Origin of the sequence: Acidovorax bellezanensis (assembly GCF_025421555.1) — a bacterium.
In the GTDB taxonomy this organism is placed as follows: domain Bacteria; phylum Pseudomonadota; class Gammaproteobacteria; order Burkholderiales; family Burkholderiaceae_C; genus Comamonas; species Comamonas bellezanensis.
Window position 1 is genome coordinate 37,938 of record NZ_JAODYH010000013.1, and the last position, 12,702, is coordinate 50,639.

A 12,702-nucleotide genomic window follows, 5' to 3' on the forward strand; every position below is an offset into this window, starting at 1 on the left:
TGCTGACCGCCTGCCCCATGTCCGACGCTTCCAGCCCGCCCCTCGCACCACCGCGTCTGCAGTGGCGCATCTTCGCCGTGCTTTGGCTGCTGGGCATGCCCGGCATGTCGGCCCTGGTGTGGTCGATTGTTCCGCAGTGGCTGGATTTTCATGCCGTGCCGCTGCGCACGGGCCATCCCCCGGGCCTGCAGTTGCTGCTGCTGGCCTTGGTGCTGGCGCTGGCGGTGGGCATCGGTGTGCTGCTGGCCCCGCGCGTAGGCCTGGCCGCGCCCGTGCTGACGACCTGGATCGCCGGGCGCTCGCCGCGCCTGCCCCTCAAGAACCTGTGGCTGCCGGGCATCGCCGGCGGCGTGATCGGTGCGGCCTGGCTGGTCACCGCGGCCGTTCTGTGGCCTGACAGCCTCAAGGCCGCGGAGCCGCTGTACGCCATGTCGCTGCTGCCCAAGATGCTGTACGGCGGGCTGACCAGTGAATTGCTGATGCGTTGGGGCATGCTGGCCATCGTGTTCTGGGGCGTGTGGCGGCTGGCGGGCAGCAATGCGGCGCCCACGCGGGCCATGGGCTGGACGGCGGTGGTGCTGTGCGCGCTGCTGTGGGCGGTGATCCATTGGCTGCTCGCCGAGTGGCTGCTGGGGCCCTTGCCCTGGCTGATGCTGGTGCATGTGATGATGTTCAAGGCTGTCTATGGGCTGATGGCCGGTTTCCTGTGCTGGCGCTACGGCCTGGAAGCGGCGCTGCTGGCCCATTTGCTGACCTATCTGTTCTCGCACGGGCTGATCGGGCCGGTGCTGTAAGGGCCCTGGGGGGCTTCGCCCCCCAGCGCGACCCACACGCAGTGGGCGAACGTGGGGGCAACTCCGCAGGCGCCGGGCCACACCTGGGCGGCCCCCCCAAGCCAGCGGACGGCCCCCTCGGGGGGCAGCGGCTACGCGAAGCAAGCAAGCGTGGGGGCAACCCGCCGCCGCCGGGCCGCCCCAAGGCGGCGGACGGCCCCCTCGGGGGGCAGCGGCTACGCGAAGCGAGCAAGCGTGGGGGCCTCATTTCGTACCCTCCATGTAACCGCTTCCGTGTGAGAATCGAATTCCGATCACCATTTGCGAAAGCCTTATGTCCAAGCCGTTGACCCGCGCCACCAAGATTGTTGCCACCCTGGGTCCTGCGTCTAGCGATCCGCAACTGCTCGAGCGCATGGTGCGCGCCGGCGTCAACGTCGTGCGACTGAACTTCAGCCACGGCACGGCGCAGGACCATATCGACCGCGCCACCATGGTGCGCGCCGCGGCCCAGCGTGCGGGCCGTGAAGTGGCCATCATGGCCGACCTGCAAGGCCCCAAGATCCGCGTCGGCAAGTTTGCCGAAGGCCGGGTCATGCTCGTGCCCGGCGCGCCTTTCGTGCTGGATGCTTCGCGCACCGCGCCTGGCGACCTGCTGGGCGTGGGCCTGGACTACAAGGAACTGCCGCGCGACGTGAAGCCCGGCGACCTGCTGCTGCTCAATGACGGACTGATCGTGCTCACCGTGGATTCGGTGCTGGGCGAAGAGGTGAACACCACCGTCAAGCTCGGCGGCGAGCTGTCCAACAACAAGGGCATCAACAAGCAGGGCGGGGGCCTCACGGCGCCGGCGCTGACGGCCAAGGACATGGAAGACATCAAGACCGCCATGGGCCTGCTGGCCGACTATGTGGCCGTGAGTTTTCCGAAGAACGCCACCGACATGGAAATGGCGCGCCAGCTGTGCAATGTGGCCGGCGCTCCCTGGGGCCACAAGCCCGGCTTGATCGCCAAGATCGAGCGTGCCGAAGCGATTCCCCACCTGGCCGACATCCTGCGCGTGTCCGACGGCATCATGGTCGCGCGTGGCGACCTGGCCGTGGAAGTGGGCAATGCCGCCGTGCCGGCGCTGCAGAAAAAGATGATCCGCATGGCGCGCGAGATGGACAAGGTCGTCATCACCGCGACGCAGATGATGGAAAGCATGATCACCAACCCCGTGCCCACGCGCGCCGAAGTCAGCGACGTGGCCAATGCCGTGCTCGACGGCACGGACGCCGTGATGCTCAGCGCGGAAACTGCGGCCGGCAAGTACCCACTGGAAACGGTGGAAGAAATGGCCCGCATCTGCACGGCCGCCGAAGCCGCGGAAGATGTGGAGCGCGATGCGGACTTCACCGGTCGCACTTTTGGCCGCATCGACCAGAGCATCGCCATGGGCGCGCTGTTCACCGCCCACCACCTGGGTGCCAAGGCCCTGGTGGCCATGACCGACAGCGGCTCGACGGCGCTGTGGATGAGCCGCCGGCGCATCCACATCCCGATCTACGCCTTGACGCCCAAGGTCCAGACCCAGCGGCGCATGGCGCTGTACCGCAACGTGCGCCCGCTGCTGATGGACACTTCGGCCGACCGTGACACGGCGCTGCAACAGGCCGAAGCCCACCTCAAGGCCCGCGGCATCGTGCAGCAGGGCGACGTCTACGCCATCACCTGCGGCCTGCCCATGGGGCAGCCAGGCGGGACCAATATGCTGCAGATCTGCAGAGCTAGCTAAGAGGCTCCCCCTGAGCGGCTTACGCCGCTTCCCCCTCTCTCGCTTCGCGGGAGGGGGACGGCAGCCTCGGTTCGGGGGGGCCGCCTAGGTGCGGCCCTTCCTCGCTGCCCCCTTGCTGGGGGGCGCCAGTTGCGTCGGTCTTGGGAGTTGCGAGCTCCATGGATAACTGAGTCCGGTCGGGGGCGGCAACGGCAGCACTGGTGCGGGCTTTGCAGCCCGGGTAAAATCTCGGGTTACACAGCGGTTACCACCGCTGGGCCCGGACTCACACCGCGGGCTGTTAACCCACCCTGAATTGGATCCACGACCATGTCCCTCGTCTCGATGCGCGAACTGCTCGACCATGCTGCAGAAAACGGCTATGGCATTCCTGCTTTCAACGTCAACAACCTGGAGCAAGTCCAGGCCGTGATGGCTGCGGCCGATGAAGTCGGCGCACCCGTGATCCTGCAAGCCAGCGCTGGCGCTCGCAAGTACGCCGGCGAAGCCTTCATCAAGCACCTGATCCAGGCTGCGATCGAACAGTACCCGCACATTCCCCTGGTCATGCACCAGGACCACGGTCAGTCGCCAGCGATCTGCCAGGGCGCGATCGACCTGGGCTTCTCGTCGGTGATGATGGACGGCTCGCTGATGGAAGACGGCAAGACGCCGGCTTCGTTCGACTACAACGTCGAAGTGACCCGCAAGGTCGTGGAAATGGCCCACCGCGTGGGCGTGACCGTGGAAGGCGAGCTGGGCTGCCTGGGTTCGCTGGAAACCGGCGAAGCCGGTGAAGAAGACGGCATCGGCGCCGTGGGCAAGCTGGACCACAGCCAGATGCTGACCGACCCCGAAGAAGCCGCGCAGTTCGTCAAGGCCACGCAGCTCGACGCGCTGGCCATCGCCATCGGCACCAGCCATGGCGCCTACAAGTTCACGCGCAAGCCCACAGGCGACATCCTGTCGATCCAGCGCGTCAAGGACATCCACGCCCGCCTGCCCAACACCCACCTGGTGATGCACGGCTCCTCGTCCGTGCCCCAGGAACTGCTGGCCATCATTCGCCAGTACGGCGGCAACATGAAGGAAACCTACGGCGTGCCCGTGGAAGAAATTCAGGAAGCCATCAAGTACGGCGTGCGCAAGATCAACATCGACACCGACATCCGCCTGGCCATGACGGCCGCGGTGCGCAAGTTCCTGTTCGAGAACCCCGAGAAGTTCGATGCCCGCGAATGGCTCAAGCCTGCCCGCGAAGCTGCCAAGCAGATCTGCAAGCAGCGCTACATGGAATTCGGCTGCGAAGGCCAGGCCGGCAAGATCAAGGGCCACAACCTGCAAGTCGTCGCCGGCATGTACGCCCAGGGCGTGCTGAAGCAAGTGGTGAACTGAAGCCGGCCGCGCTGCATCGCCCCCGCAGGGGCCGCAGCCACCGCAAAAGCCCCCAGGCCTCTTGGCCTCGGGGCTTTTTTTGCGTGCGTCGCCGGACCGCGGACCCCTTGTGGGGGCAGCGGCTACGTGAAGCAAGCAGGCGTGGGGGGCATATTCCTGGTTTGCGTTTTTCCCGCGCAGCGTGCAGCATGTGCTCTACTGATAACAATCCGAACCGGCCTGGCAGGCTGCGTTCATGAGCAGGGAGACCAAGGCATGAAGAGAATGGGATGGCCGAGGGCGCGCTGGGCGTTGTGGGGCGCCGGCGTACTGCTGGGCTTGAGTGGCTGTGCTCTGCAAACGCCGGCAACGTCGAAAGCGCCGGCAGGGAACTATGCGGTGGGTCGGGCGCAGCTCGTTTTGCCCGCGGGCTCCTGGGCCGATCTGGGTGCTGCCGATGAGGCCTGGGCAGCCATGCCGGCGGCGGCCGCCAAGGTGGCGCTGCGCAGCCGTGCGCTGGTGCTGCGCGGACCGCAGCGCGAGACGCTGGCGGTGCTGCTGGTGCGCACCAATGCCTCCAACCTGTTCTGGAAACCCGTGACCTGGGGCGTGGGCTGTCCGCGCGAGCTGGACGTGCTGATGCGCGATGACGCCTCCGGCAGTCCCGACCGCCTGGATTGCCTGCGCTTGCGCCGCAATGCCGATGCGCAGCAGTGGCTGCAGCGCACCAAGCCCGAAACCCAGGCCTGGCTGGAGCGCAACCGGCTGCAGCCCCAGCGGGCCTACAGCCACTTGAGCTACCGCTTCGCGACCGAGGACGGGGGCTTTGTGGAGCTGCAAATCGTCGCCGATCAGCGCCTGCTGCAGACCGAGACGGGCAGCCAGGTCCGGCAGCAACGCGCCTGGGCCCTGGCCGTGGCCAGCGCCGCGCGCGACAGCCTGTCTTCGCTGGACGGTCAGCTGGTGGTGCCGGCTTTCCCGGGATCGCCCTGATCAAAGGCGCCCCCTGAGCGGCGGCCCTTGCCGGGCCACGCCAGTTTTGGGGCCGCGGTCCATTGACTAGGGTAATCACAGGCTGCCAGCGTACGGGGCTACGCTGACAATCGTCTGAGCTTTGGCGAACAAACAATGGAGACACAAAGACTATGAGTGATCGTCCCTGGCTGGGCGCGTATCCCCAAGGGGTGCCTGCGGATATCGATGCCTCCCAATACACGTCGCTGGTGGCCCTGATGGAAGAGGCATTCACCCGGCACCGCGACAGCGTGGCGTACAGCTTCATGGGCAAGGAACTGACCTATGCCCAGACCGATGCGCAAAGCCGGGCGTTTGCCGCGTATCTGCAGGGGCTGGGCCTGGTCAAGGGCGATCGCGTGGCGCTGATGATGCCCAATATGCCGCAGTACCCGGTGGCCGTGGCCGCCGTGCTGCGCGCGGGCTACGTGGTGGTCAATGTGAACCCCTTGTACACCGCGCCGGAGCTCGAACACCAGCTCAAGGACTCGGGTGCCAAGGCGATTGTCGTCATCGAGAACTTTGCCACCACGCTGCAGGCCTGCATCGCCGCCACGGCCGTCAAGCATGTGGTGCTGTGCGCCATGGGCGACTCGCTGGGCCTGATCAAGGGCATGCTGGTCAACTACGTGGTGCGCCAGGTGAAGAAAATGGTGCCGCCTTTCCAGCTGCCCGGTGCCGTGCGCTTCAATGATGCGCTGGCCAAGGGCGCGCATGCCAGCTTCCAGGCCCCGCAGCTGAAGGCCGACGATATCGCCTTGCTGCAGTACACCGGCGGCACGACGGGCGTGAGCAAGGGCGCCGTGCTGCTGCACCGCAATGTGATTGCCAACGTGCTGCAGTCCGAAGCCTGGAATGCGCCGGCCATGGGCAAGGTCCCCGCGGGCGAACAACCCACCAGCGTCTGCGCCCTGCCGCTGTACCATATCTTCGCCTTCACGGTGAACATGATGCTGTCCATGCGCACGGGCGGCAAGACCCTGCTGATTCCCAATCCGCGCGACCTCAAGGCCACGCTGCAGGAGCTGTCCAAGCACCGCTTCCACAGTTTTCCGGCCGTCAGCACGCTGTTCAACGGCCTAGCCCACCATCCCGATTTCAATACCGTGGACTGGTCGCACCTCAAAGTGTCGGTCGGCGGCGGCATGGCGGTGCAAAGCGCCGTGGCCCAGCTGTGGCTGGAGAAGACCGGCTGCCCGATCTGCGAGGGCTATGGCCTGTCGGAAACCAGCCCTTCGGTCAGCTGCAATCCCGTCACCGTGAGCCAGTTCACCGGCACCATCGGCGTGCCCCTGCCCAGCACCTACATGAAGCTGATCGACGATGCGGGCAACGAAGTGACCGAACCCGGCCAGCCGGGCGAAATCGTCATCAAGGGCCCGCAGGTCATGGCCGGTTACTGGCAACTGCCCGACGAAACCGCCAAGTCCATGACGGCCGACGGCTTCTTCAAGTCCGGCGACATCGGCACGTTCGATGAAAACGGCTTTTTCAAGGTGGTCGACCGCAAGAAGGACATGGTGCTGGTCAGCGGTTTCAACGTCTACCCCAACGAAGTCGAAGACGTGGTGGCCAAATGCCCGGGCGTGCTGGAATGCGCGGTGGTCGGTATTCCCGACGAGAAGACGGGCGAGGCCGTGAAACTGGTGATCGTGAAGAAAGACCCGGGCCTGACCGAGCAGGCCGTGCGCGACTTCTGCCGCTCCCACCTCACGGGCTACAAGCAGCCGCGCGTGATCGAGTTCCGCACGGAGCTGCCCAAGACGCCTGTCGGCAAGATCCTGCGCCGCGAGCTGAGGAAGTAAGGCCGCTGCCAAAAACCCGCCGGCCGTGGCCGGATGCAATCCACCGCACAATAGGCGCCCGCCGCCCAGTCTCTTGAGGTTGGGCGGCGGTTTCTTTTTGCACGCCTTGGAAGCACATGACGATTGCCATTTTGAGCGCCCTGCCCGAAGAGCAGGCCGGTTGGGTTGAGATGTTGCAGGACGTGCGCGGCACGCGCCATGCGGGCCGGCAGTTCTGGCAAGGCCGCTGGCAGGGCACGGGCCATGGCCATGACGTGGTCTGCGCGCTGTCGGGCATAGGCAAGGTGGCTGCCGCCACCACGGCCGCGGCGCTGATCGAGCGTTTTGGCGTCACGCGCATTGTCTTCACTGGCGTCGCGGGCGGCGTGGGCGCTGGCGTGCAGGTCGGCGACGTGGTCGTGGCCAGCGAATACCTGCAGCATGACCTCGACGCTTCGCCGCTGTTCCCGCGCTGGGAGCTGCCCGGTTACGGCCGCACGCGCCTGGCCTGCGACCCGGTGATGAGCGCGGCGCTGCATGCGGCCAGCCAGGCCTGCGTCGGCAGCGCGGCGCGCGCGCACCAGGGCCTGGTGGTCAGCGGCGACCAGTTCGTCGGCACGGCCCAGGCCTCGCAGTCGCTGCGCGCCGGCCTCGAAGCCGCGGGCCATGCGGTGCTGGCCGTAGAAATGGAAGGCGCGGCCGTGGCCCAGACCTGCCACGACTATGGCGTGCCGTTCGCCGCCATGCGCACCATCTCCGATCGCGCCGACGACAGCGCATCGGTCGACTTCGCGGCTTTCGTGCAAACCGTGGCCAGCCGCTATGCGCAGCACATCCTCACCGGATTCTTGGAACGGCTGCCGCAGCGATAGCCGAACGGGGGCTGAATTTTTGCAGCGCTCGCGCGACCCGCGACCCATGCTACTGGCGCGCCCCAGCAAGGGGGCACCGAGCAAGCGCCGCCGCGCAGCGAGGGTGCCGTCCCCCTTGGGGGAAGCGGCGCAGCCGCACAGGGGGGGGTTATTTCAACCAGCCCCGCTTGCTGAAGTACAGCATCGGTGCGACGGCGCTGATGGCCATCAGCGCCAGTGCGAAGGGGTAGCCCAGCGCCCAGTCCAGCTCGGGCATGAACTTGAAGTTCATGCCGTAGGCGCTGGCCACCAGCGTGGGCGGCAGCAGCGCCACGCTGGCCACCGAGAAGATGCGGATGATCTTGTTCTGGTTGATGTTGATGAAACCGACCGTGGCGTCCATCAAGAAGTTGATCTTGTCGAACAGGAAGGCCGTGTGGCTGTCCAGTGACTCGATGTCGCGCAGAATCTGGCGCGCTTCCTCGAACTGCTCGGCGTTGAGCATCTTGCTGCGCATCATGAAGCTGACGGCGCGGCGCGTGTCCATGACGTTGCGGCGGATGCGCGAGTTCAAATCTTCCTGCAAGGCGATGGCCGACAGCACTTCGCTGGCGCGCGCGTCGTCGACCTCGCCCGACAGCACCTGGGTGCTGACTTTTTCCAGCGCGTCGTAAATGCGCTCCAGCGTGTCGGCCGAGTACTCTGCGTCGGCGTCGAACAGCTTGAGCAGCACTTCCTTGGCATCCTCGAGCAGGCCGGGCGCGCGCCGCGCACGCATGCGCAGCAGGCGGAACACGGGCACGTCTTCGTCATGGATGGAAAATAGCACGCCGCGGCTCTTGAGCTCGGCGTTGTGCTGGTTCAGGATGAAAGCCACGCGCACCGAGCGCGGGTCTTCGTCATCGTCGATCAAGAAGTCGCTGCGGATGTGCAGTTCGCCGTTGTCTTCTTCGTAAAAACGCGCGGATTCCTCGATGTCCTCGTCCATGGCGTCTTCAGGAATCGACAGGCCGTAATGCTGTTTGATCCAGCGTTTTTCTTCCAGCGTAGGCGATTCCAGGTCCACCCAGATAGGTTGAAACCGTGCCAGCTCTTCCAGCGAGTCGATTTCTTCCTGAACCAGGCGGCCATTGGCCAACGTAAAGATGTTGAGCATCGCTCACTCCCATGTCATTTTTTGGCTTGCAGCGGTGAAAGAGGTAGCGCTTTCAACCCCCGCAGCAGGCACGATGGGAGTTGAAAGCTACCAACTAGGGTAGGTTTCCACGGAGCGATCTCCTAGATATTGAAGTCGGGAATTATGGCATTGCCGCCGGGCACTGCCCAACAGAAAAGCCCGGCGCGGGGGGCTTCTTCTTGGCGCTCGAACGACCCACAGTCCCTGTAACTGGCGCGCCTCAGCAAGGGGGAAGACGCGCAGCCGCTCAGGGGGTGTGCAACATACGGGCCCTGCACAGGTCAGCCCAGGCCGCGGGCTTGGCGTGCGCGGCGCGCAGCAGGTAGCCGGGGTCGTAGGTGACCACGGCCGGCAGGCCGGCGACCTGGTGGGGCTCGGCGCGCAGCCGGCCCAGTGCATCGCTGCGGCCGAGCACGGCGCGTGCCGCCGACAGGCCCAGCACCAGGATGCGGGCCGGGCGCAAGGTCTGGACCATGGCTTGCAGGCCGTCGTCCAGGGGCCGGCTGTCTTCGGCCGCTGTGGTCTGGGCGGTTTCGCGCTCCAGCGTGGCACTCCAGACGCGTGGATGCCGGTGCAGCCGCAATGCCCGCAGCATGTTGTCCAGCAAGCGCGCGGCGTCACCCTCGAGCGCCGTGCCAGCGGCCGTCGGGTCGGGGGCGGATGCCGGGTGGGCGGGCAGGCCCGTGGCTGTCGGGTGTTCGAGCAGGATCAGCCAGCCGCCGTCGGCCGCGGCGTCTGCCGTTTCGGCGGGCGCGTAGACCGGGCGGGCCGGGTGCAGCCGCCAGCCCGTGGCTGTCGGCTGGCTGATGCTCGGGGTTTGGGCCGGCAGTTGGGCCGGAGTGCGGGAGGCGGGGGCTGCAGCCGCTGGAGCCCGTGCGGGCGCGGACGGTGCTGGGGCCGCACGGTGGGCCGGGGCCGGCCTGTCGGCGACGGCTACCGCCGCCATCACGGGCGCCATGGGCGCGCTCAGCGCCTCTGGTGGGCCGGGCAACCAGACGGTAATCCCCATTTCCAGCAACATGGCGCGCTGGCGCGCGTCGAGATTCAGGGCCATAGCTTCTTGCTCATGATGATGGCGTGCTCGCGTTGGCCGTCGACTGCCGGGTAATAGTTCTTGCGCTGGGCAATCTGTTGGTAGCCATTTTTTTCGTAGAGGGCGCGGGCGCGGGTGTTGCTCTCACGCACTTCCAGCCATAGCCAGCGGGCATTGCGCTGGCGTGCCCACAGCGTCAGCCCGTCGAGCATGACCCGGGCCCAGCCCCGGCCCTGGTGGGCGGGCGCGACGGTGATGTTGAGCAGGTGGACTTCGTCGAGCACGGGCATGGCCACGAAGTAGCCCAGCAACTGGCCCTGGGCATCCAGCAGCAGCTGGGCTTCATAGCCCGAGGCCAGCGAATCGATGAAGTTGCCGCGCGTCCAGGGGTGGCTGTAGGCCTGCTGCTCTATGGGCAACAAGGCTTCCAGCCAGTCCACCGTCAGGGGCGCAAAGCGGAATTCTTCCTGATCGGCGAAGGCATGCGTGCTGGCGGAACTCATGGGCGGTCAGGGGGCAGGGTTGGCGGCCAGGCGCGCGGCGGCGCGTTCGGCGGTAGTTTGTGCCACTTTATCGCGGATATACAAGGGCAGGGCCGCGCCGGCCGGCAGACTGCCTTGCGTCGCGAGCAGGCCGGGCGCCAGGCGCAGCAGGGCCGCGGCCGTGGGCAGGGCTGCCACATGCAGCGCCTGGGGCGCGAGGCGCTCGCCGTAGGCTGCCTGGGCGTTGCCGGCGACGGTCCAGCCCGCGGGCACGGGCAGGGCTTCGGGCGCGCACAGGCCGAGCTCGCCTTCCGCCAGCCAGGCGCCATCCTGCCAGCGGTAGGGCGCGTGGTAGACCTCGTTCATGCGCGCGTCGAGCACGGCCACGACTTGCGTGCAGCCATGGACCGTGCGCGCTTCCTCGGCCACCGCCAGCAGGGTGTCGACCGGCAGCACCGGTACGCCGGCACCAAAGGCCAGGCCCTGGGCAATCGAGCAGGCCGTGCGCAGACCGGTGAACGAGCCCGGGCCGCGTCCGAAGACGATGGCGTCGAGCGCCTTGAAGTCCAGTTGCGCTTCGCCCATCAGCCGCTGAATGGACGGCAGCAGATGGGCTGACGTCTGGGCGCCGCCCGGCCCGCGGTGCTGCCACAGCGCGTCGGCGCGCTGTACGGCAATGCAAAGGGTGTCGGTGCTGGTATCGAAGGCAAGCAGGTTCATGGGGGGGCGCGAGAAAGGACGGCAAAGCGCAGGTGCGCAAGCCTTTGATTATCGGCGCCGGCGCCAGTCCTTGTGCGCCGCGCCGGCAAAGCCCGGTGCCGCTAGACTGGCTGGCTATGTTGTTGCAGTCTGTTGTGGGGCGCCTGCGGGTCGCCCGTCATCGTGCGCGGGCCGTCCTGGCCTTGTGCTTTTGCCTTGCTGTGCCGGCCCTGGCCGCCCCCCCGTCTTCCTCGGCCTTGCCGCCGGCGGTGGTGGCCGCGCTGGCGCGTGCCCAGTTGCCGCAGGAGGCGCTGTCGGTGGTGGTGGTCGAAGCCGAAGGCGGCAAGGCCCCGCGCCTGGCCTACCAACCCGCGCTGGCCATGAACCCGGCCTCGGTGATGAAGCTGGTGACCACCTTTGCCGCGCTCGACCAGCTGGGCCCGGCCTATACCTGGCGCACCCCGTTTTATCTGGGCGGTCCGGTGCGCGCTGGCGTGCTCCAGGGCCCGCTGTATATCCAGGGCCAGGGCGATCCGCGGCTGGTGATGGAGCGTCTGTGGCTGGCGCTGCGCCGCCTGCAGGCTCAGGGCGTGCGCACTATCGCCGGAGATATCGTGCTGGACCGTTCGGCGTTTGCGCTGGCCGCGCACGACCCGGGACGGTTTGACGGTGAGCCGTTGCGGCCCTACAACGTCTCGCCCGATGCCCTGCTGGTCAATTACAAGTCCTTGATCATGGGTTTCTTGCCGGATGCGGCAGCCGGCCTGGCCCGTATCCAGTACGACCCGCCGCTGGCCGGCATGGCGCTGCAGGCCAGCGTGCCGCTGGCGCCCGAAGGCACGCCCTGCGGCGACTGGCATGCGCGTCTGCAAGGCACTTTGGAGGATCCGGGGCGCATGGCTTTTGCGGGCAATTACCCGCTCTCCTGCGGCGAACGCAACTGGGCGGTGGCGCCGGTCGACAGCGCGCAGTTCGCGGCGCGGGCGATCGAAGGCATGTGGCGCGAACTGGGCGGACAGCTCGGCGGCACGGTGCGTGAAGGGAAGGTGCCGGCTGGCCTGACGCCGGCCATGACTGTCGAGTCGCCAGCCCTGTCCGAAGTGGTCAGGGATATCAACAAATATAGCAACAACGTGATGGCCCAGCAGGTTTTCCTGACCTTGGGCTGGCAGCGCACGGGGGTGGGCAGCTGGGACAGCGCGCGTGCCGTTCTGGACCAGTGGTGGCGGCAACGGGTGGGCCAGCAGGAGCTGCCCGTGGTGGATAACGGCGCGGGCCTGAGCCGCGATTCCCGCATCACGGCCCAGGGCCTGGCGCGCATGCTGCAGGTGGCCTGGGCCTCGCCGGTGATGCCTGAATTCCTGGCCTCGCTGCCCGTGCTGGGCGTGGATGGCACGCTGCGCCGCAATCGGTCGCGTGCGACCGGCGTGGCCCACCTCAAGACCGGCACATTGCGCGATGCGTCGGCCCTGGCCGGCTTTGTGCATGCCGCCAGCGGGCGGCGTTATGTGCTGGTGGCGATGGTCAATCACAGCCAGGCTGCGGCGGCCCGCCCGGCCTTGGCCGCTTTGGTGGAATGGGCGGCCAGCGATCGGGCGGCCAGCGATCTGGCGGCCAGCGACCTCGCGCCTCGATAAGGTGGGGGCGTGCAGGCTGGAACGGCCTGCAGGTTCCGTCACACCAGAATCGGGAGGCACAGCATGAAGACGCAATGGACAGCCATGGTGGTGGCCGGTGTCGTGGGAGCACTGGCGGCGCG

At 67.2% G+C, this 12,702-nt stretch carries 11 protein-coding genes; 7 read left to right on the plus strand and 4 right to left on the minus strand.

What is annotated here, in order from left to right; translation table 11 throughout:
* Positions 1-17 precede the first annotated feature (17 nt).
* From N0K08_RS19745 to N0K08_RS19770, 6 genes are all read left to right on the plus strand, one after another.
* Positions 18-794 (plus strand): abortive infection protein, encoded by a 777-nt coding sequence (locus N0K08_RS19745; protein WP_261502116.1) that lies wholly within the window; start codon positions 18-20, stop codon positions 792-794.
* Between the two features lie 313 nt (positions 795-1,107).
* Complete coding sequence (gene pyk / locus N0K08_RS19750) at positions 1,108-2,550, plus strand: pyruvate kinase (RefSeq protein WP_261502117.1); 1,443 nt, start codon at positions 1,108-1,110, stop codon at positions 2,548-2,550.
* A 309-nt stretch (positions 2,551-2,859) separates the two neighbouring features.
* The gene (gene fba, locus N0K08_RS19755) at positions 2,860-3,924 is read left to right on the plus strand and encodes a class II fructose-bisphosphate aldolase (RefSeq protein WP_261502118.1); all 1,065 of its coding nucleotides are present in this window, start codon (positions 2,860-2,862) and stop codon (positions 3,922-3,924) included.
* Positions 3,925-4,179: 255 nt separating this feature from the next.
* Positions 4,180-4,896 (plus strand): hypothetical protein, encoded by a 717-nt coding sequence (locus tag N0K08_RS19760; RefSeq protein WP_261502119.1) that lies wholly within the window; start codon positions 4,180-4,182, stop codon positions 4,894-4,896.
* A 152-nt stretch (positions 4,897-5,048) separates the two neighbouring features.
* Positions 5,049-6,722: a long-chain-fatty-acid--CoA ligase gene (locus tag N0K08_RS19765; protein ID WP_261502120.1), complete on the plus strand. Its 1,674-nt coding sequence runs from the start codon at positions 5,049-5,051 to the stop codon at positions 6,720-6,722.
* Positions 6,723-6,838: 116 nt separating this feature from the next.
* Entirely contained in the window at positions 6,839-7,573 is a 735-nt protein-coding gene (locus N0K08_RS19770; RefSeq protein WP_261502121.1) for a 5'-methylthioadenosine/adenosylhomocysteine nucleosidase, read from the plus strand.
* 148 nt (positions 7,574-7,721) lie between these two features.
* On the opposite strand, the gene corA is transcribed toward N0K08_RS19770, so the two are convergent.
* From corA to tsaB, 4 genes are all read right to left on the minus strand, one after another.
* Positions 7,722-8,708 (minus strand): magnesium/cobalt transporter CorA, encoded by a 987-nt coding sequence (corA, locus tag N0K08_RS19775; protein ID WP_261502122.1) that lies wholly within the window; start codon positions 8,706-8,708, stop codon positions 7,722-7,724.
* A 268-nt stretch (positions 8,709-8,976) separates the two neighbouring features.
* The gene (locus N0K08_RS19780; protein WP_261502123.1) at positions 8,977-9,783 is read right to left on the minus strand and encodes a uracil-DNA glycosylase family protein; all 807 of its coding nucleotides are present in this window, start codon (positions 9,781-9,783) and stop codon (positions 8,977-8,979) included.
* On the minus strand, positions 9,774-10,265 hold the full coding sequence (rimI, locus tag N0K08_RS19785) for a ribosomal protein S18-alanine N-acetyltransferase (RefSeq protein WP_261502124.1): 492 nt from the start codon (positions 10,263-10,265) through the stop codon (positions 9,774-9,776). Before rimI ends, N0K08_RS19780 begins: the two co-directional genes overlap by 10 nt.
* A gap of 6 nt (positions 10,266-10,271) precedes the next feature.
* Positions 10,272-10,964 (minus strand): tRNA (adenosine(37)-N6)-threonylcarbamoyltransferase complex dimerization subunit type 1 TsaB, encoded by a 693-nt coding sequence (gene tsaB, locus N0K08_RS19790; protein ID WP_261502125.1) that lies wholly within the window; start codon positions 10,962-10,964, stop codon positions 10,272-10,274.
* 116 nt (positions 10,965-11,080) lie between these two features.
* Between tsaB and dacB the strand changes: the two genes are divergently transcribed.
* A complete protein-coding gene (gene dacB, locus N0K08_RS19795; protein ID WP_261502126.1) occupies positions 11,081-12,580 on the plus strand; it encodes a D-alanyl-D-alanine carboxypeptidase/D-alanyl-D-alanine endopeptidase in 1,500 nt (499 codons plus the stop codon).
* Positions 12,581-12,702 lie beyond the last annotated feature (122 nt).